23 protein-coding genes and 1 pseudogene are annotated in these 24,001 nt (G+C 70.8%); 13 read left to right on the top strand and 11 right to left on the bottom strand.

The features are described from left to right. A pseudogene (locus tag MET9862_RS21440) lies at window positions 1–239 on the bottom strand (hypothetical protein); the annotation flags it as partial. 503 nt (window positions 240–742) lie between these two features. Between MET9862_RS21440 and sfnG the strand changes: the two are divergent. Further along, a complete protein-coding gene (gene sfnG, locus MET9862_RS21435; RefSeq protein WP_142584892.1) occupies window positions 743–1,849 on the top strand; it encodes a dimethylsulfone monooxygenase SfnG in 1,107 nt (368 codons plus the stop codon). Between the two features lie 100 nt (window positions 1,850–1,949). Beyond that, window positions 1,950–3,215 (top strand): SfnB family sulfur acquisition oxidoreductase, encoded by a 1,266-nt coding sequence (locus tag MET9862_RS21430; RefSeq protein WP_142584891.1) that lies wholly within the window; start codon window positions 1,950–1,952, stop codon window positions 3,213–3,215. A gap of 60 nt (window positions 3,216–3,275) precedes the next feature. Here the strand turns inward: MET9862_RS21430 and der are convergent, their stop codons facing one another. The 3 genes from der to MET9862_RS21415 form a co-directional block, all read right to left on the bottom strand. Next, window positions 3,276–4,619 (bottom strand): ribosome biogenesis GTPase Der, encoded by a 1,344-nt coding sequence (der, locus tag MET9862_RS21425; protein ID WP_142584890.1) that lies wholly within the window; start codon window positions 4,617–4,619, stop codon window positions 3,276–3,278. Between the two features lie 112 nt (window positions 4,620–4,731). Continuing rightward, a complete protein-coding gene (locus MET9862_RS21420; protein WP_142584889.1) occupies window positions 4,732–5,439 on the bottom strand; it encodes a tetratricopeptide repeat protein in 708 nt (235 codons plus the stop codon). 152 nt (window positions 5,440–5,591) lie between these two features. Next, the gene (locus MET9862_RS21415) at window positions 5,592–6,779 is read right to left on the bottom strand and encodes a complex I NDUFA9 subunit family protein (protein ID WP_142584888.1); all 1,188 of its coding nucleotides are present in this window, start codon (window positions 6,777–6,779) and stop codon (window positions 5,592–5,594) included. 424 nt (window positions 6,780–7,203) lie between these two features. Between MET9862_RS21415 and rpsD the strand changes: the two genes are divergently transcribed. From rpsD to MET9862_RS21375, 8 genes are all read left to right on the top strand, one after another. Continuing rightward, window positions 7,204–7,821 carry a 30S ribosomal protein S4 gene (rpsD, locus tag MET9862_RS21410; RefSeq protein ID WP_142584887.1) on the top strand — a complete coding sequence of 206 codons (618 nt, stop codon included), beginning with the start codon at window positions 7,204–7,206 and terminating at the stop codon, window positions 7,819–7,821. A 189-nt stretch (window positions 7,822–8,010) separates the two neighbouring features. Then, window positions 8,011–8,475, top strand: coding sequence for a MerR family transcriptional regulator (locus tag MET9862_RS21405; protein ID WP_142584886.1), 465 nt, complete (start codon window positions 8,011–8,013; stop codon window positions 8,473–8,475). A gap of 161 nt (window positions 8,476–8,636) precedes the next feature. After that, entirely contained in the window at window positions 8,637–9,002 is a 366-nt protein-coding gene (locus MET9862_RS21400) for a hypothetical protein (RefSeq protein WP_244612828.1), read from the top strand. 104 nt (window positions 9,003–9,106) lie between these two features. Further along, window positions 9,107–9,568: a 4-aminobutyrate aminotransferase gene (locus MET9862_RS21395; RefSeq protein WP_142584884.1), complete on the top strand. Its 462-nt coding sequence runs from the start codon at window positions 9,107–9,109 to the stop codon at window positions 9,566–9,568. A 425-nt stretch (window positions 9,569–9,993) separates the two neighbouring features. Beyond that, window positions 9,994–11,946: a PrkA family serine protein kinase gene (locus MET9862_RS21390; RefSeq protein ID WP_142584883.1), complete on the top strand. Its 1,953-nt coding sequence runs from the start codon at window positions 9,994–9,996 to the stop codon at window positions 11,944–11,946. 102 nt (window positions 11,947–12,048) lie between these two features. Next, complete coding sequence (locus tag MET9862_RS21385; protein WP_142584882.1) at window positions 12,049–13,344, top strand: YeaH/YhbH family protein; 1,296 nt, start codon at window positions 12,049–12,051, stop codon at window positions 13,342–13,344. Window positions 13,345–13,399: 55 nt separating this feature from the next. Then, window positions 13,400–14,971, top strand: a complete 1,572-nt coding sequence (locus MET9862_RS21380) for a SpoVR family protein (RefSeq protein WP_142584881.1) — start codon at window positions 13,400–13,402, stop codon at window positions 14,969–14,971. A 54-nt stretch (window positions 14,972–15,025) separates the two neighbouring features. Then, complete coding sequence (locus tag MET9862_RS21375) at window positions 15,026–15,454, top strand: PaaI family thioesterase (RefSeq protein ID WP_142584880.1); 429 nt, start codon at window positions 15,026–15,028, stop codon at window positions 15,452–15,454. A gap of 7 nt (window positions 15,455–15,461) precedes the next feature. Here the strand turns inward: MET9862_RS21375 and MET9862_RS21370 are convergent, their stop codons facing one another. The 6 genes from MET9862_RS21370 to MET9862_RS21345 all read right to left on the bottom strand — a co-directional run bounded on the left by MET9862_RS21370 (window position 15,462) and on the right by MET9862_RS21345 (window position 20,965). Continuing rightward, the gene (locus tag MET9862_RS21370; protein WP_142584879.1) at window positions 15,462–16,097 is read right to left on the bottom strand and encodes a riboflavin synthase; all 636 of its coding nucleotides are present in this window, start codon (window positions 16,095–16,097) and stop codon (window positions 15,462–15,464) included. Continuing rightward, on the bottom strand, window positions 16,098–17,189 hold the full coding sequence (gene ribD, locus MET9862_RS21365; protein WP_142584894.1) for a bifunctional diaminohydroxyphosphoribosylaminopyrimidine deaminase/5-amino-6-(5-phosphoribosylamino)uracil reductase RibD: 1,092 nt from the start codon (window positions 17,187–17,189) through the stop codon (window positions 16,098–16,100). Between the two features lie 14 nt (window positions 17,190–17,203). Continuing rightward, a complete protein-coding gene (nrdR, locus tag MET9862_RS21360; protein ID WP_438616641.1) occupies window positions 17,204–17,734 on the bottom strand; it encodes a transcriptional regulator NrdR in 531 nt (176 codons plus the stop codon). Between the two features lie 111 nt (window positions 17,735–17,845). Then, window positions 17,846–19,150, bottom strand: coding sequence for a serine hydroxymethyltransferase (gene glyA / locus MET9862_RS21355; protein WP_142584878.1), 1,305 nt, complete (start codon window positions 19,148–19,150; stop codon window positions 17,846–17,848). A gap of 200 nt (window positions 19,151–19,350) precedes the next feature. Further along, window positions 19,351–19,662, bottom strand: a complete 312-nt coding sequence (locus MET9862_RS21350) for a cupin domain-containing protein (protein WP_142584877.1) — start codon at window positions 19,660–19,662, stop codon at window positions 19,351–19,353. Between the two features lie 106 nt (window positions 19,663–19,768). Beyond that, on the bottom strand, window positions 19,769–20,965 hold the full coding sequence (locus MET9862_RS21345; protein WP_244612827.1) for a hypothetical protein: 1,197 nt from the start codon (window positions 20,963–20,965) through the stop codon (window positions 19,769–19,771). A 150-nt stretch (window positions 20,966–21,115) separates the two neighbouring features. Between MET9862_RS21345 and MET9862_RS21340 the strand changes: the two genes are divergently transcribed. Next, entirely contained in the window at window positions 21,116–21,721 is a 606-nt protein-coding gene (locus MET9862_RS21340; RefSeq protein WP_142584876.1) for an NnrU family protein, read from the top strand. Between the two features lie 84 nt (window positions 21,722–21,805). Here MET9862_RS21340 and MET9862_RS21335 read toward each other — a convergent pair whose 3' ends face one another. Then, entirely contained in the window at window positions 21,806–22,516 is a 711-nt protein-coding gene (locus MET9862_RS21335) for a sulfate transporter family protein (RefSeq protein WP_142584875.1), read from the bottom strand. A gap of 137 nt (window positions 22,517–22,653) precedes the next feature. Between MET9862_RS21335 and MET9862_RS21330 the strand changes: the two genes are divergently transcribed. Further along, window positions 22,654–23,589, top strand: a complete 936-nt coding sequence (locus MET9862_RS21330; protein WP_142584874.1) for a Kelch repeat-containing protein — start codon at window positions 22,654–22,656, stop codon at window positions 23,587–23,589. A gap of 27 nt (window positions 23,590–23,616) precedes the next feature. Continuing rightward, the coding region (locus MET9862_RS21325; protein WP_142584873.1) for an FAD-dependent oxidoreductase at window positions 23,617–24,001 on the top strand (385 nt) is incomplete at its 3' end.

The following is a 24,001-nucleotide window of genomic DNA, read 5'->3' as shown; positions in this document are numbered from 1 at the left end:
TGGCCTTCGTTGCCCGCGAGACCGGGCTGGAGGTCGGTCCACTGACCGTGGTGTCGACCCACGCGAAGATCGACCAGCCTGGCGGCGCCACGCGCGGGGCCGGCATCGACGAGGTCGAAGACGCGCAGGTCGAGGGGCGCGCGCGCCACCGCCTCCTCCGCCACCGCCTCGACCAGGACCCGGGTCTTTGAGGGACGCTGCAGGTTGGCGCTGAAGGCGACGAGTCTCGGTCGTGTCATCGCGTGTCCGTCCGGTTGTTGGCGCGAGGAGGCGGAGCGCGCAGGGCATCGCTGCGGCGCGGTCTCGATGACTAAAGGCTGCGTGAGAGGCCGCCCGCGGTCAATGAAACGTTCTTATAAAAGGACGAGACCGCAGAGATGATCGTGTTCTTCCCGCAAGGCGGGGGAGAAGATCTCTGCGAATGCCGGGCCGAGCCGCCCGGACAGCCCCTGCCGCCGGGACCCGACGCGGCGACCGCGTTCGATTTACGGAACGCGCGGAGCCAATGCTGTGCCTGAGGGGGGCATCGTTCGCTCCGGCCCGTTCCAGGCGGCAGCGTGAGGAGAAATTTGCGGCACGCCCACGGAAGCAAGGGATGATCTTGCCGAAACAGGCAGAAGAAGATGGCCCTGTTCCTTTGACGGACAGGATTGACTCCGGAATACTTGCCTCGACAGTTCCGGGCCGCCCCTGCCGCTGCCCGCCGCGTCGCAATCCCCAATGAAACCGGAGGAGTCCCGCCATGGCCGTCGCCACGATTGCGCCCGAGCCCATCCGCTTCGCCTACTGGGTGCCCAATGTCTCGGGCGGTCTCGTCATCAGCAAGATCGAGCAGCGCACGAGCTGGGATGCCGCGTATAATCGCCGCCTTGCCCAGATCGCGGAGGAGGCGGGCTTCGACTATGCGCTGACGCAGATCCGCTTCACGGCGGGCTACGGCGCCGAGTACCAGCACGAATCGGTGGCCTTCAGCCACGCGCTTCTGGCGGCGACCTCCCGGCTCAAGGTGATCGCCGCGATCCTGCCTGGCCCCTGGAACCCGACGCTCGCCGCCAAGCAGGTGGCGACGATCTCGCAGCTCACCGAGGGGCGGATCGCCGTGAACATCGTCTCGGGCTGGTTCTCGGGCGAGTTCCGGGCGATCGGCGAGCCCTGGCTCGACCATGACGAGCGCTATCGCCGCTCGGAGGAGTTCATCCGGTCCCTGCGCGGGATCTGGACGCAGGACAACTTCACCTTCCGCGGCGATTTCTACCGCTACACGAACTACACGCTGAAGCCGAAGCCGGCCCAATCCCTGCCCGAGATCTTCCAGGGCGGCTCCTCGCGGGCGGCGCGCGACATGGCCGCGCGCGTCTCCGACTGGTACTTCACCAACGGCAACACGCCGGAGAACATCCGGACCCAGGTCGACGACATCCGCGCCAAGGCGCGCGAGAACGGCCATTCGGTGAAGATCGGCGTCAACGCCTTCGTCATCGCCCGCGACACGGAGGAGGAGGCCCGGGCCGTCCTCCAGCAGATCATCGATCAGGCCGACCCGGAGGCGGTCAAGGCGTTCGGCCACGAAGTGAAGAACGCCGGCAAGGCCTCGCCGGAGGGTGAGGGCAACTGGGCGACATCGAGCTTCGAGGACCTCGTCCAGTACAATGACGGCTTCAAGACGAACCTGATCGGAACGCCCGACCAGATCGCCGAGCGCATCGTGGCGCTGAAGGATGTCGGAGTGGATCTCGCACTGCTCGGCTTCCTGCACTTCCAAGAGGAGGTGAAGTATTTCGGCGAGCGGGTGATCCCGCGGGTCCGCGCCCTTGAGGCCGCCCGCGAGCGGCGGGCCGAGGCCGCCTGACGGGGCGCGGACCCGTGACAGTCACCCTCTCCCGGCGGGAGAGGGACCCCGCGCCCCGTCAAGGCGGCGCGATCGTGAGATCTTCTCGGGAGCCCGATCCATGAACATCGCCGTCAATGCCGGCTCGCTCGCCGGCACGCCGCAGCCCGTGCAGCAGCCCGTTCCGGGGCCTGTGCGGCCGAGCGAGCCTGCCCACATCATCCGCGACGACGCCGAGGCGATCCGCGTGGCGGAGCACCTCGCCGCAGCCTTCCGGGCCGGGGCTGCCGAGCGCGACCGCACCGGCGCACGTCCGGCCGCCGAGCTCGACGCCTTCTCACAGAGCGGGCTCTGGTCGATCAACGTGCCGAGGTCCCATGGCGGCCCCGGTGTCTCCTACGCGACGCTGGCGACGGTGATCGCCATCATCTCGGCCGCGGACCCGTCGATCGGGCAGATCGCGCAGAACCATCTCGGCATCGTCGCGGCGATCGACACGGTGTCCGAGGCCGAGCAGAAGGCCCTCCTGTTCGGCGAGGTCCTGCGCGGCACCCGCTTCGGCAACGCCTTCTCCGAGCGCGGCACCAAGCGGGCTGGCGATTTCGAGACGCGCTTCACCGAGGACGGCGACCACGTCGTGGTGCGCGGGCAGAAATTCTATGCCACGGGGGCGCTCCTCGCCCATCTCGTGCCGATCGTGGCGACGGACGGCGAGGGGCGCGCCTGGTACGCCATCGCCGAGCGCGACGCGCCCGGCCTCTCGGTGATCGACGACTGGTCGAGCTTCGGCCAGCGCGGCACGGCGAGCGGCACGGTGCTGATCGCGGATGTGCGCGTTCCCAAGACCCATCTCGTGCCCGCCTGGAAGGGCTACGAGCGCCCGAGCGCGAACGGGGCGATCTTCCAGATCATCCAGGCCGCGGTCGATGCCGGCATCGCGCGGGCGGCGCTCGACGACACGATCGACTTCGTGCGCACGAAGTCGCGCCCCTGGATCGACAGCGGGCAGGACCGCGCCTCCGACGACCCCTACACAATCCAGGCGGTGGGCGACCTCACCATCCGCCTGCACGCCGCCGAGGCGCTGCTGGAGCGGGCGGGGCAAGCGATCGACGCGGCGGTGGCGGCGCCGGACGCCACAAGCGTCGCCGCGGCCCAGCTCGCCACGGCGGAAGCCAAGGTGCTGACGACGGAGGCCGCCCTCGCCGCCACGAACAGGCTGTTCGAACTCGCCGGCACCCGCTCGACTCTTGCCGAGCACAATCTCGACCGGCACTGGCGCAACGCGCGCACCCACACCCTGCACGATCCTGTGCGCTGGAAATACGCGATCGTCGGCAACCACGCGCTCAACGGCGTCGCCCCGCCCTTCCACGCCTGGAGCTGAGGGGCCGACCGGTCCGAGAGCGCCGCGGCTCCCGAGAGGGAGCCGCGGCGCGAGAGCGTCTCAGCTCTTGTCGAAGGGGTTCTGCGAGGTGCGCAAGGACAGCCGGATCGGCGTCCCGGGCAGGTCGAAGGTCTCGCGCAGGCCGTTGACGAGGTAGCGGGTGTAGGATTTCGGCAGGGCGTTCAGCTGGTTGCCGAACAGGGCGAAATGCGGCGGCCGGCTCTTCACCTGCGTGGCGTAGCGGATCTTGATGCGCCGGCCCGAGACGGCGGGCGGCGGGTTGCGGCTCGTGGCCTCCGAGAGCCAGTCGTTGATGCGCGAGGTCGAGACGCGCCGGTCCCAGACCTCGGATGCCTGGACCACGGCCTGCATCAGCCGGTCGACGCCGTCGCCCGCGAGCCCCGAGAGCGGCACCACCGAGACGCCCCGCACCTGCGGCAGCAGGCGCGTGCAGTCCTCGCGCAGGGTCTTGAGCAGGCCCGGCTGGTCGGCGACGAGGTCCCACTTGTTGAGGCCGATGACGAGCGCCCGGCCCTCGCTCTCCACGAGGTCGACGATGGTCAGGTCCTGCTTCTCGAAGGGGATCGTGGCGTCGAGCAGCACCACCACGACCTCGGCGAATCGCACGGCGCGCAAGCCATCCGAGACCGCGAGCTTCTCCAGCTTGTCGTCGATGCGGGCCCGGCGGCGCATGCCGGCGGTGTCGTGCAGCTTGATCCGGCGGCCGCGCCAGGTCCAGTCGAGGGAGATCGAGTCGCGCGTGATGCCGGCCTCGGGGCCGACGAGCAGGCGCTCCTCGCCGAGCATGCGGTTGATCAGCGTCGACTTGCCGGCATTCGGCCGCCCGACGATGGCGACGCGCAAGGGGCGCCCCTCGGGGCCCTCCTCGTCCTCCGCGTCGGAATCCGGCTCGGGCAGGGCGGTCTTCAGCGCCTCGTGCAGCTCGCCCAGGCCTTCGCCGTGCTCGGCGGAGAACGGGACCGGGTCGCCGAGGCCCAGGGAGAAGGCCTCGTAGGCGCCGGCGATGGCGCCGCCCTCCGCCTTGTTGGCGATCAGGATGACGGGCACCCCTGAGCGCCGCACCAGCTCGGCGAAGGGCTGGTCGGCCGGGAGCACGCCGGCCCGGGCATCGATCACGAACAGCACGACGTCGGCCGCGAGGATCGCGGCCTCGGTCTGCATGCGCATGCGGCCGGTCAGCGTGTCGTCATCGGCCTCCTCCAGCCCCGCCGTGTCGATGACGCGGAAGGAGAGCCCGCCGAACTGCACGTCACCCTCGCGCCGGTCGCGCGTGACGCCGGGTCGGTCGTCGACGAGGGCGAGCTTGCGCCCGACCAGGCGGTTGAACAGGGTCGACTTGCCGACGTTCGGCCGGCCGACGATCGCGACGGTCGGCAGATCCATGATGTCTCTCGAATGCGTGTGTGGTCCGCGCGCAGGCCTGTCCGTCCCGGCCGGGCGCGACGCGCCCGGAATCGGTTCCTTACACCAAGTCGCGCGGGGACCCGGAAAAAATCTAGCGGGTGATCGGCGGCGGCGCGGCGGGCTCGGCCTTGGCCTCGGTCACCGTCACGGGGCCGCCCGCGACGATGGCCGCGTAGACCTCGATGCGCTGCCGCAGGCCCTGCGGCGTATCCGGATCGGCGCTGATCTGGTCGAACCAGCGGCCGGCCTCGTCGTACTGGCCGCGCTTCAGTGCCGAGAGGCCGAGCATCTCGCGGGCGGTGTGGCGGAAAGGGGTGCCGGCGGCGAGGCTCTGCAGGCTGGCGAGCGCCGGGGCCGGATCGGCCGCATCGAGGCGCAGCAGCGCGGCGCGCAGGCGGGCGAGGTCGCGCAGGCCGTCCCCGGCATTGGCATCGCCCGCCAGCGCGTCGAACTCCACCGCGCCCTTGGCGGCATCGGTCTTGGCGGTCTCGGCGGCCGAGCGGAAGCGGGCGAGCAGGCGGTAGCCGGCCGGCCCCTGGGCCTCCAGGCCGTCGAAGATCTTATCGGCCTCCGCGACCTTGCCGTCGCGGGCGAGGCGGTTGGCGGTGTCGAACTGCTCGGAGGCCGCCTCGGCGGCGCTGCGCTGGACGTTCTGCCAGTAGCGCCAGCCGCCGACGCCGGCGACGAGCAGGACGGCGAGCGCGATGATCACGCCGCCGTAGCGGCGCCAGATCTGCGCGACCTGATCCCGGCGATAGTCCTCGTTGACCTCGCGGAAGAACTCGTTGTTCTCAGCCATGCGTCCCCGGCCCGCCGTCCCCGGCGGGCCACCTCGCGTCTCTCTGTTGCGCCGCGCCTAGCACAGGCTCCGGGGATTTGCGACCGTCGGGATTCCAGGGCTCCGCCCGGAACCCATGACAAGGGGGAACCCTCGATCGAGCCCCGCATACCTTAGCGGCGCGAGCCCCAGCGGGTGCCCATGCGGCCGGGGGGGCCGCCCGGGTCGGCGGCGAGCGCGGGTCCCGAGGCCCGCTGCGGCCGGTGCTGCGAGCCCGGATCGAGGGGCTCGGCCGTCAGCAGGTCGGGCACCTCGGCCTGGGCCTCGGAGCCGCGCCCCGTCGCGAACTGGCCGGCCTTGCGGTAGACCCAGAGATAGCCCGGCACCACGGCCTCCGCCGCGGTCGGCTCGATGCCGAGCGCCTGGATGGTGCGGCCCTCCGCCTTGGCCGCCTCGGAGACCACGTTGTCCTGCTGCAGCAGGGTCACCTGGTCGCGGGTGAGCTTCAGCTCGTCGGGCAGCAGGCCGAAGGTGAGGGTGTCGGCGACCTCGAGGATCCGGGCCTGGATCCGCGCCAGCGGCAGCGGCAGGTCGAGCACGGCGCGGCGGCGCTGCACCGTCTCCAGCATGTAGCGGACGAAGTGCTCCAGCGTGCCGACCTCGGGACCGCCGAGCTCGTAGACCCGGCCGCCGGGCACCCGTCCCTCGACGGCGCGGGCGATCGCCTCGGCGACGTCGCCGACGAAGACCGGCTGGAAGCGCGACTGGCCGCCCGCCAGCGGCAGCACCGGCAGGGCCCGGGCGAGGCTGGCGAAGCGGTTGAAGAAGCTGTCGCCGGGCCCGAAGATCAGCGATGGCCGGAACACGATCGCGTCCGGGCAGGCTTGGAACACCGCGGCCTCGCCCGCGGCCTTGGTGCGGGCATAGGCGGATTCCGAGGTCGGGTCGGCACCGATCGCCGAGACCTGGATCATCGCCGCGCCGGCCTTTGCCGCCTCCCGGGCGATCAGGCCCGCGCCCTCGGCCTGCAGGCGGGCGAAGCTCTGCGAGCCCGTCTCCTGCAGGATGCCGACGAGGTTGATCACCACGTCCGAATCCTTGACCGCGCGGGCCACCGAATCGGGATAGCGCAGGTTCGCCTGCACCGCGACGATCTGGCCGACCTTGCCGAGCGGCTGCAGGAACAGGGCCAGGTCGGGCCGCCGCACGGCGACGCGGATGCGGTAGCCGCGCTTGGCGAGGGCGCGCACCACGTGGCGCCCGAGGAAGCCCGAGCCGCCGAAGATCGTCACGAGCTGCGAGGTGGGCCGGATCAGGCCGAGGCCGGCCGTGGGGGAGCTGGACGTGCTGTCGCCGGTCATCGCCTTGCGTCTCTTCATCCTCGCGGCGCAGGCCGGCGCGTGCCGGCCCGGATTTCGAGCGCTACTTATCCCAATTCTCGGTCGAGGGGAGCCGGTGTCGCGCACCAATCGTGACGATGGCCCCCATCGTGACGACAGCCCGATCGCGGCCTGCCCTCCTCGACATGGCCCCACGACATGGCCCCACGACATGGCCCCCACGACATGGCGTCCGGCGGGATGCCGCCGGACGCGAGCGTTGACCGCCGCGGCCGCCTGCTCTATGGACGCCCGGTCAACGGGGCTCCGATGCGGGGCCCCGTCGCATTTTCATACGCACCCGTGGGCGGCCTCAACCCCGCCCTGTCGTCCCTGAGGGCTCTTCGGTCCGGCGGGAAGAGGAGGGCGCGTTCCTCGCTACGTAGAACAGGACAGAGGACACGCGATGTCGAAGCGCGTTCAGGCGAAGCACAAGCTCGATCGCCGCATGGGCCAGAACATCTGGGGCCGCCCGAAGAGCCCCGTGAACCGCCGCGAGTACGGCCCCGGCCAGCACGGCCAGCGCCGCAAGGGCAAGATGAGCGACTTCGGCACGCAGCTGCGCGCCAAGCAGAAGCTCAAGGGCTACTACGGCAACATCACCGAGAAGCAGTTCCGCCGCTACTACGCCGAGGCGATCCGCCTGCGCGGCGATTCGGGCGAGAACCTGATCGGCCTGCTCGAGCGCCGCCTCGACGCGGTCGTGTACCGCTCGAAGTTCGTCGCGACCCCCTTCGCCGCGCGCCAGTTCATCAACCACGGCCACATCAAGGTGAACGGCCAGCGCGTGAACATCCCGAGCTACCTCGTGAAGCCCGGCGACGTGATCGAGGTGAAGGAGGCTGCCCGCCAGTTCGAGGTCGTGATCGTCGCGACCCAGCTCGCCGAGCGCGACGTGCCGGACTACATCGAGGTCGACCACCAGAAGATGACCGCCCGCGTCACCCGCGTGCCCGGTCTGTCCGAGGTGCCCTACCCGGTGCAGATGGAGCCGAACCTCGTCATCGAGTTCTACTCGCGCTGATCCGATCCCGCCGGGATCGCCTGGTTTCGAGGGCCCGCGCCACCGGCGCGGGCCCTTTTCGTTTGGCGCCGCCATCGCGCAGGGTTCTGGCCGCCCGGCGCGCCGCGCACCTTCGGTTCGGGCCCGCCCCGTCCTATGATCGGCCGGGCCGGTGATTCCGGCCCCGCGCCCTCGCACAGGATCGCTCCCATGCCGGCCCCCTCGCTCGCCGCCCGCCCCGATTCCGCCGGGGCCGGATCCAAGCAGGCGGGCGCCTTCCGGACGATCAGCGAGGTGGCCGAGGATCTCGACGTGCCCCAGCACGTGCTGCGCTTCTGGGAGACGCGCTTCGCCCAGGTGCGGCCGCTGAAGCGCGCGGGCGGCCGGCGCTACTACCGGCCGGAGGACGTGGACCTCGTCGCCGGCATCCGTCACCTGCTCCATGTGCAGCGCTACACCATCAAGGGTGCCCAGCGGGTGCTGAAGGAGCACGGGGTGCGCTTCGTGCAGGCGGTGGGCCGCGGCGAGGCCGTGGCCGCCGCGCCGCCGCTGCAGGAGCGCGAGGCCGGCCAGGAGGTCGAGCCCGGCGACAGGGCGATCCTGCGGGCGGCCCTGCGCGACCTCTACGCCTGCCGGGACGCGCTGGCGGTCCTGCGCAGCCCACCCGAGACCTGATCCCGCAGGTCCGGACACGGATCTCGGGCGGCCCCTCCGCGAGCCGTCGGCCGGACGGGGCGTTCCGGCGCGAGAACCGTGCGGGCACCGCTCGCGTTTATGCCCGCATGCCTAAAGCCAGCCGTCCGCTCACGCCGACACAGGAACTGACGAGCCGCCTCATGCGGATCGTCCGCACCTGTCCCGCGGCGGCAGGCGAGGTGCTGGAACTGGTCTTCCTGGCGAGCCGGATCGAGGCCGCGACCCTGGCTGACCCGGAATACCGCGACGCACGCCGCGTGATCAGCCGCCTGCGCAACCCGCTCTGGGAGATGGGACCGGCCGACCGCGAGACCCTGCTCAGGGCGGCCGAGACGATCCGCCGGGTCTGCCGGCTCGGGGAGGAGCAGATCCCGATCACGCCCCTCGCCGATGCGGGCGAGCGCGCCCGCATCGCGGACCGCCTCGCCGCCGCGCTCGCGGGCGAATTGCCGCCCGAGCAGATCGCCCGGGTGGCCGGCGTGGTGGCGGCGGCGCTGCAGGAATAGGTGCGCGCTCCCCACGCCTGTCCTCTCGACGGGTCGCTGGCGCCTCCCCACATGCCGGTCTCCGGCGCGAGGCCGCGCCGGGCATCAGAGGGGAGAGCCGATCCATGACCTTCGCCAGCCCGATCGCCGCGCGCGTCGCCGCGGGCCTCGTGGCCGCCAGCCTGACGGCGGCCCCTGCGCTCGCGCAGACGACGATCACGAAGAGCGAGACGGTCGCCGCCGGCAAGACGGTTCGGCTCGCGATCGCGCCGAACCTGAAGAAGGATTGCTCCACCGGCCCGATGCCGGAGTTCAAGGTCTCGGGCGCGCCCAAGAACGGCGCCCTGATCACCAAGACCGGCAAGCAGAAGACCCCGGCGAGCTACCGCTGCCCGAACAAGGAGGCCGGCGTCCAGGCGCTGTTCTACCAGCCCAAGGCCGGCTTCACCGGCGCCGACGAGGTGACCTTCGAGATCAAGAGCGCCGACGGACAGGTGCAAACGCAGAACATCAAGATCACCGTCGAGGCGGCCTCGAAGGATGCGGGCAAGGGCGGCGACGCGAAGAAGGAGGGCACGGACCTCTAGAGCCATTCCCGATCGCGCGGCAACCGAGGACGGCTCGAAGTCCTTGTTCTGAGGCGTTCTCTTTTGCCGAACCGGCACCCACTTCGGCGGAGAGCGATCGCGGTCGCGGGTGGAGGCCCGTTCGACGGTCGAGACGCCCCGGGATCGTGACCGGGCCCTGCCCGGTGCGGCGCAGCAGCCGATGGTTGCGGCGCACAGACCGCAGGACGGGACGCGTGGGAGGCCGCCCGGGTCGGGGCGACCTCGGTAGAATGTCCGGTGGGGGCCGGAGCGGCGACCTGTTGATTGTCCCTGCCGAAAGGCCGAGTGTTGCAACGACCACACGCGGCAGCAGCACGTTCGTCGCACTGCGACAAATGCGGGCCTGTCAGTTGCATCCGAGCCGGGACAGGATGAAGCTACGTGTGGTCTGAGAGGGTTATCGAATGCCGATGCATGCGACGAACGACCTTTTCCAGAGCTTCGCCAGAGGCTACGAGGCGCGCCGCGACACGGAGATGACGCTCTCCGAGTATCTGGAGGCCTGCCGCGACGAACCGCTGATGTACGCCTCCGCGGCCGAGCGCATCCTGGAGGCCATCGGCAAGCCCGAGTTCATCGACACCGCCAAGGATTCGCGCCTCGGCCGGATCTTCATGAACCGGACGATCCGCACCTATCCCGCCTTCGCCGAGTTCTACGGCATGGAGGAGACGATCGAGCGGATCGTCTCGTTCTTCCGCCACGCGGCGCAGGGGCTGGAGGAGCGCAAGCAGATCCTCTACCTGCTCGGCCCCGTGGGCGGCGGCAAGTCGTCGCTCGCCGAGCGGCTGAAGGCCCTCATGGAGGTCCACCCGATCTACGTGCTCAAGGCCGGCAACGAGGTCTCGCCGGTCTTCGAGAGCCCGCTCGGCCTGTTCGACCCCGAGACCATGGGGTCCGAGATCCAGAGCCGCTACGGCATCCCGCGTCGGCGGCTGACCGGACTGATGAGCCCCTGGGCCCTCAAGCGCCTGGACGAGTTCAACGGCGACATCTCGCAGTTCAAGGTGATCAAGGTGCGGCCCTCGCGCCTGCGCCAGATCGGCATCGCCAAGACCGAGCCCGGCGACGAGAACAACCAAGACATCTCCTCCCTGGTCGGCAAGGTCGACATCCGGCGCCTCGAGACCCTCTCCCAGGCCGATCCCGACGCCTATTCCTACTCGGGCGGCCTGAACCGGGCGAACCAGGGCATCCTCGAATTCGTCGAGATGTTCAAGGCGCCGATCAAGATGCTGCACCCCCTGCTCACTGCGACGCAGGAGGGCAACTATGTCGGCACGGAGAATATCGGCGCGATCCCCTTCACGGGCGTGATCCTGGCCCACTCGAACGAGGCCGAGTGGCAGTCGTTCAAGACCAACAAGAACAACGAAGCCTTCATCGACCGCATCTACGTGATCAAGGTGCCCTACTGCCTCCGGGTCGCAGAGGAGCAGCGCATCTACGACAAGCTGATCCTCAGCTCGGAGCTTTCGACCGCGGCCTGCGCGCCGGGGACCCTCGAGATGCTGGCCCGCTTCTCGGTGCTCTCGCGCCTGCGCGAGCACGCGAACTCCAACCTGTTCTCGAAGATGCGGGTCTATGACGGCGAGTCCCTGCGCGAGGTCGATCCCCGCGCCCGCTCGATGCAGGAGTACAAGGACACGGCCGGTGTGGACGAGGGCATGGACGGGATCTCGACCCGCTTCGCCTTCAAGGTGCTCGCCGCGACCTTCAACCACGACACCACGGAGGTCTCGGCCGACCCCGTGCATCTGATGTACGTGCTGGAACAGGCGCTGCGCCGCGAGCAGCTGCCGCCTGAAACCGAGAAGCGCTATCTGGAGTTCATCAAGACGGAGCTCGCACCGCGCTACGCCGAGTTCATCGGCCACGAGATCCAGAAGGCCTACCTCGAATCGTATCACGATTACGGGCAGAACCTGTTCGACCGCTACATCGACTACGCCGACGCCTGGATCGAGGACCAGGACTTCAAGGATGCCGAGACCGGCCAGCTCCTCAACCGCGAGCTTCTCAACCAGGAGCTGACCAAGATCGAGAAGCCGGCCGGCATCGCCAATCCGAAGGACTTCCGCAACGAGGTCGTGAAGTTCGCTCTGCGCTCGCGGGCGCAGCATGGCGGGCGCAACCCGAACTGGACGAGCTACGAGAAGCTCCGCGAGGTCATCGAGCGGCGCATGTTCTCCCAGGTTGAGGAGCTGCTGCCGGTCATCTCCTTCGGCTCCAAGAAGGACGGCGAGACCGAGAAGAAGCACGGCGAGTTCGTGGAGCGCATGGTCGACCGGGGCTACACCGAGCGGCAGGTCCGCCGCCTGGTGGAATGGTACATGCGGGTGAAGCAGGCGGGGTGAGGCGGCCCCGCTCGGGGCATACCCTCACGCCGCCACAGTTTCGAACGGCCGGCCGGCGATGATGGCCGGCCTCATGAAGCGGGACGAGGGTTCAGGCACCGGATGCACATCGTCGACCGTCGGCTCAATCCCGGGGGCAAGAGCCTCCCCAACCGGCAGCGCTTCCTGCGGCGGGTCAAGGATGTGGCGCAGCGCGCAGTGCGCGAATCCGCCCGCGAGCGGGACATCAAGGACCTCGGCAAGGACGGCCGCGTCACGGTGCCGGCCGACGGCGTGCGCGAGCCCCGGTTCAGCCGCCAGCCCGGCACCGGGCTTCAGGACCACATCCTGCCCGGCAACAAGACCTACGTGGAAGGCGACACGATCGAGCGTCCGCCGGGTGGCGGCGGGGGCCGCGGCTCCGGCGAGGGGGGCGAGGGCGGCGAGAACAGCGAGGACGCCTTCCGCTTCGTGCTGACCCGCGAGGAGTTCCTAGAGCTCTTCCTTGAGGATCTGGAACTGCCCGACCTCGCCAAGAGGCGCCTCGCCATCGTCGAGACGGAAGGCCTGCGCCGGGCCGGCTACACGGTGACGGGCTCGCCCGCCAACCTCGCCCTCGGGCGCACGCTGCGCAACTCCATGTCCCGCCGCATCGCCCTGAAGCGCCCGAAGCCCGACGAGCTGGCGGCGCTCGAGGCCCGCATCGACGCCCTGCCCGAGGACGCGCCCGAGCGGCCGGACCTCCTGGCCTCCCTCGAACTCCTGCGCGAGCGCTCGAAGCGCATCCCCTATGTCGATCCGATCGACCTGCGCTTCCGCCGCTTCGAGCCCTATCCGCGCCCGATCGCCCAGGCGGTGATGTTCTGCCTGATGGACGTCTCGGGCTCGATGACCGAGCACATGAAGGACCTTGCCAAACGGTTCTACATCCTGCTCCACATCTTCCTCACGCGCCGCTACCGGCACGTGGAGATCGTGTTCATCCGCCATACCGACCGGGCCACCGAGGTCGACGAGGAGACCTTCTTCGGCTCGCGCGAGACCGGCGGCACGCTGGTCTCCTCGGCGCTGGTCGAGATGAAGCGCATCATCTCCGAGCGCTACTCGCCCGACGACTGGAACATCTACGCGGCCCAGGCCTCGGACGGCGACAACGTCTCCTCCGACGGCCCGACCTCGACCGAATTGCTGCGCGCGCACATCCTGCCGGCCTGCCAGCACTTCGCCTATCTCGAGGTCGGCGACGAGAACGGGCCGCGCGCCGGCTTCGTGGAGCATCGCACCACCCTGTGGCGCACCTACGAGGCCGTCGCCAAGTCCGGCGGCGCGATCGCCATGCGCAAGGTGAACCACCGTCGCGAGATCTACCCCGTCTTCCGCGAGCTGTTCGGCCGCAAGGACGCCAAGGCGGACGCGTGAGGTTCCCTCTCCCTCCCGTGCGGGGTGGGGAGGACATGTCGAGGAGAATGGCCGGATGGTGACCAGCCTGAGCCGCCCGAGAATCCAGCCGGTCAAGGCCGGGGAGCTCCTGTTCACGGGCAACGACTGGGACTTCGACACGATCCGGCGCATCCACGACGCCTGCGAGGCCGTCGCCGGGCCGGAGCTCGGCCTGTCTTGGTACCCGAACCAGATCGAGATCATCACGGCCGAGCAGATGCTCGACGCCTATGCCTCGATCGGCATGCCGCTGTTCTACAAGCACTGGTCCTTCGGCAAGCACTTCGCCCAGCACGAGGCGAGCTACCGCCGCGGCCTGATGGGGCTCGCCTACGAGATCGTCATCAATTCCGACCCGTGCATCTCCTACGTGATGGAGGAGAACACGGCGACCATGCAGACGCTGGTGATCGCCCACGCCGCCTTCGGCCACAACCACTTCTTCAAGAACAACTATCTGTTCAAGCAGTGGACCGACGCGGAGGGCATCCTCGACTATCTCGACTTCGCCAAGGGCTTCATCGCGCGCTGCGAGGAGCGCCACGGGCAGCAGGCGGTGGAGCAGGTGCTCGACGCCGCTCATGCCCTGATGAGCCAGGGCGTGCACCGCTATCCCCGCAAGAAGCGGCCGGATCTCGCCTCCGAGCAGCGGCGCGAACGCGAGCGGATCGAGCACGGCGAGCAGATCTACAACGACCTCTGGCGCACCCTGCCGAACAAGCCCGGCGCGGCGCGCACGGATGCCGCGGCCGACCGGCGCCGGGCGCTGCTCGAACTGCCCCAGGAGAACATCCTCTACTTCCTGGAGAAGGTCGCCCCGCGCCTCAGGCCCTGGCAGCGCGAGATCCTGCGCATCGTGCGGCTCGTGGCGCAGTACTTCTACCCGCAGCGCCAGACCAAGGTGATGAACGAGGGCTGCGCCACCTACGTCCACTACCGCATCATGAACGCGCTCTCGGAGAAGGGGCAGATCGGCGAGGCGGCCTATCTCGAGTTCCTGCAGTCGCACACCAACGTGATCCGGCAGCCGACCTACGACGACCGCTCCTATGGCGGCCACAACCCCTACGCCATCGGCTTCGCGATGATGCAGGACATCCAGCGCATCGTGGAGCAGCCGACGCAGGAAGACCGTGTGTGGTTCCCGGAGATCGCAGGCACGGGCGACGCCATGGCGGTGCTGCGCGACGTCTGGGAGAACTACCGCGACGAAAGCTTCATCGCGCAGTTCCTCTCGCCCAAGCTGATGCGGGACCTGCGCCTGTTCCACGTGGTGGACGATCCGGACGAGCCGGAACTGCGCGTCGAGGCGATCCACGACGAGCGCGGCTACCGCAAGATGCGCCGCTCCTTCGCCCGCCAGTACGACGTGGCCTGGCTCGACCCGGATATCGAGGTGGTGGATGTCGACCTCGAAGGCGACCGCCGGCTGATCCTCCACCACAAGGCGCTCAACCGCATCACCCTGCAGAAGGAGGATGCGGCCCGCGTGCTGCAGCACCTCGCCGACCTCTGGGGCTACGACGCGGTGCTCAAGGAGATCGACCCGGCCACTGGCACGGTGCTCGCCGAGCACGTGGCGAGCGCGCGGCCGATCTTCTTCTGAGCGGATCGCCGATCCCGCCTTGCCCCACATCGACGGCCGTGCTGCATGGGCTCCATGAGCAGCACGGCCCTGACCCTCGCGGAGACGCAGGATTTCCTCGACCGCGAGTTCCCGCAGATGCAGGCGGGGGGCCGTGCCTACCATCTGGAGGCGGTGGGCCCGCTCTCGGCGCGGATGCGGCTCGAAGCGCAGGAGCGCTTCCTGAGGCCCGGCGCCACCGTCTCGGGCCCGGCCATGATGGCGCTCGCCGATTACGCGCTCTACGCGGCGATCCTCGCCAATATCGGCCCGGTGGCGCTCGCCGTGACCACGAGCCTGAATGTCAACTTCCTGCGCAAGCCCGCCACCGGCGACCTCCTGGCGGAATGCCGGCTGCTCAAGCTCGGCCGCCGGCTCGCGGTGGGCGAGGTGCTGATCACGGCCGCGGGCAGCGACGACCTCGTCTGCCACGCGACGGGGACCTACTCGATCCCGCCGCGCTGAGGATCCATCAGCCGGCCTGCGCCCGCGCCTCGGTGAGACGCGCGGCGTAGCGGGCGATCAGGTCCACTTCGAGGTTCAGCCGGTCGCCCTCGCGGCGCTCGCCCCAGGTGGTGACCTCGAGCGTGTGCGGGATCAGCAGCACCGAGAACAGGTCGCCCTCGACGGTATTCACGGTGAGCGAGGTGCCGTCGAGGCAGACCGAGCCCTTGGCCGCGATGAAGGGCGACAGGTGGCTCGGCGCGCGCAAGGTGAAGCGCTCGCTCGCGCCCCAGGACGATTCGGCGTCGGTGATGGGCTCGCGCGAGACGATCTCGGCGAGCCCGTCCACATGGCCGGTGACGAGATGGCCGCCGAGCTCGTCGCCGATCTTGAGCGAGCGCTCGAGGTTGATCCGCGTGCCCGCCCGCCAGAGGCCGACCGTGGTGCGGGCCAGCGTCTCGGCCGCCGCATCCACCGCGAAGACGGCGCCGCCCTCCGCCGGCTCCACCGAGACCGCCGTGAGGCAGGGGCCGGAACAGGCGATCGAGGCACCGAGCGCGATGCCGGCCGGATCGTAGCCGCAGCGGATGGTGAGCCGGCGCAGGGACTCGTCGCCCGCGACGGAGAGAACGGTTCCGATATCGCTGACGAGCCCGGTGAACATCTATGGAATCCGCTCGTAGGTGACGGCCCGGTCTGGGCCGAGGTCGCGCGCCAAGACCGGCCGCAGGCGACCCGTGTCGATCAGCGCGCGCAGGTTCGCGCCCATGGCCGGCAGGCCGCCTGCCGGGCCGAGTGCGCCGGGCCCGGTGATCAGGGTGCACTGGTCGATGAGATCGGCCCGCGCTAGGGCATCCGCAAGGTGCGGCCCGCCCTCGCTGCAGAGCCGCGTCAGGCCGCGCTCGGCCAGTGCCGCGAGCGCGGCCGGGAGATCCACCTGCCCGCGCCCGTCCTCGGCGACCCGCGTTACCTCGACGCCGAGGCTCTCCAGCATGCGCTTGGCATGGGCCGGGGCGCCGCGGGTGGTGAGCACCAGGGTCGGCACGTCGTGGGCGGTCCGCACCAGCACGCTCGACGGCTGCAGGAGGAGACGGGAATCGAGCACCACCCGCTGCGGCGAGCGGCTCGCCAGCCCCGGCAGGCGCACGGTGAGCGAGGGATCGTCGGCCCGCGCCGTGCCGATCCCGACGAGGATCGCGTCCGCATGGGCCCGCCAGAGATGCACGGCCCCATCGGCGACCGCCCCGGTGATGCGCAGGCGCTCCGGGCCCGAGGCGGCGGCGAAGCCGTCCTGGGTCCGGGCGAGCTTGAGATGGACCGTCGGGCGCCCCTGCGTGATGCGGGTGACGTGGCCGAGATGGTCGCGCCGCGCCTCTTCGGCCAGCAGCCCGGTCTCGACCGCGATGCCGGCGGCGCGGAGCTGGGCGTGGCCGCGCCCCGCCACGCGCGGGTCCGGATCCTCGATCGCGCTGACGACACGGGCGATGCCGGCGGCGACGATCGCGTCCGTGCAGGGCGGGGTGCGGCCGTGATGAGAGCAGGGCTCCAGCGTCACGTAGAGGGTGGCGCCGCGTGCCGCCGCGCCGGCCTGGGCCAGGGCCACGGGCTCCCCGTGCGGGCGCCCGCCCGGCGCGGTGATGCCCTGGCCGACGATCCGCTCCGCGCCCGGCGGCCCAGCCACGACCACGGCGCCTACCGAGGGGTTCGGCCAGGTCCGGCCGAGATGGCGCAGGCCGAGCGCCAGGGCCAGACGCATGAAGCGGGCATCGCTCACGGCTGCGTCCGCCGGGCCGGGCGTCGGGCGGAGCCGTCGGAATCGGCCCCCTCGACCGTCTCGGGCTCAGCCGCCGTGACGGCCCCGAGCGTGCCGAGCAGGTCCTTGAAGTCCTGCGCCTCGCGGAAGTTCTTGTAGACGGACGCGAAGCGGACATAGGCCACGTCGTCGAGGCCCTTCAGCGCCTGCATCACCACTTCGCCGATCGCCTCGGAGGAGACCTCGGCCTCGCCGCTGCTCTCGAGCTGCCGCGTGATGCCGCTGACGAGACGCTCGACCCGGTCCGGATCGACCGCGCGCTTGCGGAGAGCCACATCGATCGAGCGCTGCAATTTGTCCCGGTCGAAGGGCACGCGCTTGCCGGAGCGCTTCAGCACCGTGACCTCGCGCAGCTGAACCCGCTCGAAGGTAGTGAAGCGGCCGGCGCAATCCGGGCAGACCCGGCGGCGGCGGATCGCCGCCCCATCCTCGCTGGGCCGCGAGTCCTTCACCTGGGTATCCGAGCCGCCGCAATAGGGGCACCGCATGGGCGGTCCTTCGTACCGGGGAACGCGAGAGGCCGCGGATCGGGGGATCCGCGGCCTCGTGTCCTAGCCTCTCGGGCCGGCCGCCGGAAGGGCGGCCGTCACGCCTGAGCCTCAGCCGTAGATCGGGAAACGATCGGTCAGCGCGTGCACGCGGCTCTTCACGCTGGCCTCGACCGCGCTGTCGCCGGCCTCGCCCTTCGCCGCGACGCCGTCCAGCACCTCGACGATGAAGCCGCCGATCTGCTTGAACTCGGCCACGCCGAAGCCGCGCGAGGTGCCGGCCGGGGTACCCAGGCGGATGCCCGAGGTGATGGTCGGCTTCTGCGGATCGAAGGGCACGCCGTTCTTGTTGCAGGTGATGTCGGCGCGCGACAGGGCCGCCTCGGCGGCCTTGCCGGTGAGGCCCTTCCGCTGCAGGTCGACCAGCATGAGGTGGTTGTCGGTGCCGCCTGAAGTGATGTCGTAGCCGCCCGAGATCAGGGTGTCGGCGAGCGCCTTGGCGTTCTCGATGACCTGCCGCGCGTAGATCTTGAACTCGGGCTTCAGCGCCTCGCCGAAGGCCACCGCCTTGCCGGCGATGACGTGCATCAGCGGACCGCCCTGGAGGCCCGGGAAGATCGCCGAGTTGAACTTCTTGGCCAGCGCCTCGTCGTTCGTCAGGATCATGCCGCCGCGGGGACCGCGCAGCGTCTTGTGGGTCGTCGTGGTGGCGACATGCGCGTGCGGGAACGGCGACGGATGCACGCCGGCCGCCACGAGGCCGGCAAAGTGGGCCATGTCCACGAAGAAGTAGGCGCCGACCGCATCGGCGATCTCACGGAACTTGGCGAAGTCCCAGTGGCGCGGATAGCCCGAGCCGCCCGCGATGATCACCTTGGGCTTGTGCTCGTGGGCGAGGCGCTCGACCTGCTCCATGTCGATGCGCTGATCGTCGCGGCGCACGGTGTAGGAGACGGGCTTGAACCACTTGCCCGAGACGTTCGGGGGGGCGCCGTGGGTGAGGTGGCCGCCGGCGGCGAGGTCGAGCCCCATGAAGGTGTCGCCGGGCTGCATCAGGGCCATGAACACGCCCTGGTTGGCCTGGGAGCCGGAATTGGGCTGCACATTGGCGAAGCCGCAATCGAACAGGCGCTTGGCGCGCTCGATGGCGAGGTTCTCGGCGATGTCCACGAACTGGCAGCCGCCGTAGTAGCGCCGGCCGGGATAGCCTTCGGCGTACTTGTTGGTCAGCACCGAGCCTTGCGCTTCGAGTACCGCGCGCGAGACGATGTTCTCGGAAGCGATCAGCTCGATCTCGTGCTGCTGCCGGCCGAGCTCCTGCTCGACGGCGCGGGCGATCTCGGGATCCGCCTCCGTGAGCGGCGCGGAGAAGAAGGTGCTCGAGAAGTGCTTGTCGGCGGCGGTACCGGCGCTCATGGGAATGCCTCTGTTCTTAAAAGTCCGGGCAGGTGACCCCGTCGTCCGTCGGCGTACACGGGCGGGCGTTCAAAGGCGAGAGTACTACACGCCCCCCCGCATCAGGCCAAGCACAGGCATTTTTCAACGGCCGTCAAAAAAATTGACAGCCGGTCCTCCGGATGCGTCGGCCCGGATCCGGACGTCGCCTCGATGCGGCCTCAGCCCGCGAGGTTCGTCTCGATCAGTACCGTCTCGGTCTCGAAGGTGGCGGCGTGCCAGGCACCGGCCGGGAAGTGAAAGACGTGGCCGGCCGCGAAGGGCTTCCGGCCCTGCTCGGTCTCCAGCACGCCGGAGCCCGAGACCACCTGTACGAACTGCTCGTGCGGGTGGCTGTGGCGCGCCGCCTCGGTGCCGGCGGGGATGGTGATGTGGACGGGGCCGGCACCCGCCCCGGCGATGCTGCGCTTGGCCACGCCGTTCGGCGCCACGGTCTCGTCGCGCTCGCTCCAGGCGAGCAGGTGGTCGGTCATGGCGTCGCGCCCCCCCGATCGGGCCTCTTCGAGCAGGAGAGATGCAGGCGGGTATCCGGCCGTCAACGGCAGCCCGCGACAGCCGCGCCGGTTTGCCGCGCGCCCGTCAGGGCCAGACCGTGATCGCCACCGGGCGGCGCACGAGGTCGCGGTCGGAGGTGACGGTGCAGCCCTCGGTGCGCAGCGTCGCGTAGGTCAGGAGCGCCCGCGCGCCGGCATCGTCGAAATTGCGGCCCGTGGCGCCGGGATCGAGGAGCGCGGGATAGGCGATGAGACCACCCGGGGCCGTGCAAGGGTCGTCGTAGAGCGTCGCCCCCTCCAGGAGCAGGCGCGGCCGGTCCCAGGCGAGGAGGTCGCGCGAGCTGGTCCAGTAGAAGCCGGAGCGCGGGAAGTCGCCCGGCGTGCCGGTCCCGGCCTTCGCCATGAACACCGCGATGAAGGCACCGGTGCCGCGGTGGCGCACGACCGCGCCGACCGGGCCGGGAAACGGGCCGACCGGGCGGCAGGTCGCGGGCGCCGCGCCCTTCCGGTAGGGGTCGGGAAAGGCGGCGGTGAAGCCGCGGCCGGTCCAGGCGCGCCAGCTCGCCGGATCGGCCGGCCGGTCGCTGCGGAACAGGCAGATCCCCGCCTCCTGATCGCTGCCTGGCCGCTCCCAGCCGGTGGTCGAGGCCAGGAAGTAGCGCCAGGGCCCGTCGCCGACGATGTTCGAGGGGTTGAAGAAGCCGCGGTGCCGGCCCTGGTCCACCTCCTGGGTGAAGGGCGGCCCCGCCACCACCCGGGGTGGGCTCGCCCGGGTGAAGCTGCGCCCGCCATCCGCCGAGGCGGCGGCGGTGATCGTGTTGTACCAGCACTCCATGTAGACCGCCGAGCGGCAGCGGCCCGGATGCTCGTTCGCCTGGTACTCGTGATGGAGGAGGGCCGCGACCGCGCGCCCGTCCTCGGTCCAAGTGGCGGTGATCCAGGAACGGGCGTCGTAGAGAGCGGGGTCCGCCTTCTCGCCGGACTCGAGCACCACCGCGCAGTCGAGCGTCAGATGCTCCAGGTCCGGCCCGCGCAGGGCGCGGTTGCGGTAGTGCATGCCGAACAGGGCGACTGCCCCCGAGGCGTCGCGGAAGGCGCGGGCGGGGGCGTCGGGCACGTCGGCCCCGTCGCAGGCGTCGCGGCCCGCCTTGAACACGGTGACGGCCGGCCCGACCAGGGTGAGGCTCGACAGGGGCGGTTCCTGCGCGGCGGAGGCCGGAAGCCGGTTCGAAAACCAAGCGCCCGCGAGGACGAGGCCGAGGAGGACGGCGCGCGGGCGCATCGGAAGACCTTCTTTGCCGTGGATCGCACGCCTGCGGCGAGCCCCCGCCTGGACACACCGGGAGAGTCTGTTCAGAACCGTTACAGGGAGCTTGAGCGGGCGCGGTCCGGCGCCGCCTCTCCACAGGTCAGCACCCGGAGTGGGGCTTCCATGCTCATCATGATCCTCGGCCTCGTGCTGTTCCTCGGCACGCATTCCTTCTCGATGGCGCGGGCACGGCGCGCGGCCGTGATCGGGCAGGTCGGCGAGGGCAAATACAAGCTCGGCTACACGCTGGCCTCCGTGCTCGGCCTCGTGCTGATCGTCGTCGGCTACGGGCATTACCGGGCCACGGGCTACGTCCCGGTCTGGGATCCGCCGGTCTTCACCAAGCACCTCGCCCTCCTCCTCGTGCTCCTCGCCTTCATCGTGATGGCCTCGGCCTATCTGCCGGGCCGGATCCGGTCCTTCGCCAAGCACCCGATGCTGCTTGCGGTGAAGATCTGGGCGACCGCCCATCTCCTGGCGAACGGCGATCTCGGCTCGATCATCCTGTTCGCCGCCTTCCTCGCCTGGGCGGTGGTGGACCGCATCAGCGTGAAGCGCCGGGCCGTGCCGGCGGGTGCGGGGGCGCAGCAGCACGGCGGGCAGGCCGCCCCCGCCGGGCCGCGCAACGACATCCTGGCGGTGGTGATCGGCGTCGCGGTCTGGTTCGTCTTCGCGCGCTACCTGCACCCGCTGCTGATCGGCGTGCCCGTCTGGCCGGGACAGGCCTGAGCTGCGGCTCATCCGGCCCACCCCCCTCGGGGATGAGGCCGAGCAGGGGATCAGTCCGTCGGAACAGGCGCCGGTCCCGCCCCCTCAGCGCAGGCGGGTGAGCGGGGCGGGCGCCGGGAGGCGGCGGGCCAGCCGCTTGTGCAGGTGCACCATCAGGGCGATGCCGAAGAGCGGCGTGACGAGGTTGAGCACCGGCACCACCATCATCCCGGCGAGCAGACAGCCGGCCGCGAGCGTCGTCCCCGAATGCGCGCGCCGCATCTCGGCCGCCTCGGCCAGGGGCCGGTAGCGCGCGGCGGCCATCTCGAAATATTCCCGGGACAGGAGGTAGGCGTTGGCCGCGAAGAAGGCGGCGATGCCGACCACCGGCACGAAGAAGATGATCAGCGCGCCGATATTCACCAGGAGCGTCAGCCCGGCGAAGCGCAGGGCGTAGAGGAGCGCCGTGCCCCAGGGCAGCGCCCGGCCGACCGGCTCGGACGGGAAATCGGTGCGCTCCACGATCTCGGCCGCGTCGTCGAGGAAGAAGCCCGCCACCAGGATCGAGACCGCGGGCATCACGTAGGCGAGCGCCACGACGAGCCCGAACCCCGCCAGGAAGAAGGCGAGGCTGTCGAGGAACGGGTACTGGTCCGAGATGTGGTGGCTCGCCTGGAACCATTGGATCAGGCGGGTGAGCCCGAACCAGACCAGCACCAGCAGCCCGACGGTGAGGCCGAGCGACTTCCACAGGATCGCCCGCAGGGGCGGCGAGAAGGTCTGCCGCAGAGCCGAGAAGGCGGACTGGATCAGCATCGGATGGCTCCTCGCGCCGCGGCGCCCGGCGGATGTGTGGCGTCGGCGGCGGGCGGCCGCAAGGCTCGGGCGCATAGAAGGGCGCGCACTTTCCTCACCCTGCCGCGTTCCCCGCGAGACCTCCCCGGACCGGACGCATGCCGAACCGCTTCCCGAACCGTCTCGCCGCCCTCGCCGCCGCCTGTCTCCTCGCCGCGCCCGTCCTGGCGCAGGAGGCCCCGCGCTGGCGGCCGGCCGCGTCCGCGCCGGCCCCACGCTCGGAGGTGGCCGTGGCCGCCCTCGACGGCCGCGCCTACGTGATCGGCGACTACAACGGCGCCACCGAGCTCCTCGTCTTCGACCTCGCGGGCGAGCGCTGGAGCCGGGCGGCGCCCCTGCCCCACCCCGTCCACCACGCCATGGCCGCGGCGCAGGGCGGCCGGATCTACCTGTTCGGCGGCTACGTGAACGGCTGGAGCGCGAGTGGCGAGGTCCTCGCCTACGATCCCGCCGCCGATGCCTGGACGCGGCGCGCGCCGATGCCGACGCCGCGCGCGGCCGGCGGCGCGGCGGTGATCGACGGGCGTATCCACGTGGTCGGCGGCAGCGCCAGCGGCGGCACCAACAGCCCGGCCCACGAGATCTACGATCCCGGAAGCGACCGCTGGAGCCCGGCGTCGCCGCTGTCCACCCCGCGCGACCATCTCGCGGTCCAGGCCATCGCGGGACGCATCGTCGCGATCGGAGGCCGCCGCGACGGCGAGCCCGACCGCAACCTCGACGCCACCGAGATCTACGATCCGGCCACGGATCGCTGGCGGGCGGGCGCGCCCCTGCCGACCGCCCGCAGCGGCACCGCCTCGGCCGTGCTCGGGAATGAGGTCGTGGTGATCGGCGGGGAATCCGGCAGCCGGACCTTCGCTGCGGTCGAGGCCTACGATCCCCGGACGGATTCCTGGCGCGCCCTTGCCAAGCTGCCGACGCCGCGCCACGGCTTCGGCGCGGTCACCTGGGAGGGCCGGATCGTCACCCTGACCGGGAGCCCGCGCCCCGGTGGGGACAGGTCCGGCACCGTCGAGGTGCTCGCGCCCTGAGGGTGGGAAAGGGACATCGCGTCGCGCATGGATTCGCGGATCAGCCAGGGCCGGCCCGAGCATGCCCGCCACCGCCCGAGCCATGTTCCCCGCCTCGCGCCGCTGCCGGAGCGGCCGGACGTGATCGTGGTTGGGGCGGGCGCCGCCGGCATCGCGGCGGCGCGGGCACTCCGCGAGCAGGGCGTGGCCTGCGCCGTGCTGGAGGCGCGCGACCGGGTCGGCGGCCGCACCGTCACCACGCAGATCCGCGGCCATGCGGTCGATCTCGGCGCGCACTGGCTGCATGCCGGCCCGATCAACCCCCTCGTCCAGCTCGGCCTCGCCCGCGGCGAGCGCCTGCGCCGGGCGCCGCAGACCGGCCATGTCTGGGTCGGGCGGCGGCGGGGCACGCCCGCCGAGATCCGCGCCTCGG

Origin of the sequence: Methylobacterium symbioticum (assembly GCF_902141845.1) — a bacterium.
In the GTDB taxonomy this organism is placed as follows: domain Bacteria; phylum Pseudomonadota; class Alphaproteobacteria; order Rhizobiales; family Beijerinckiaceae; genus Methylobacterium; species Methylobacterium symbioticum.
This window is presented reverse-complemented; position numbering and strand designations above follow the sequence as displayed.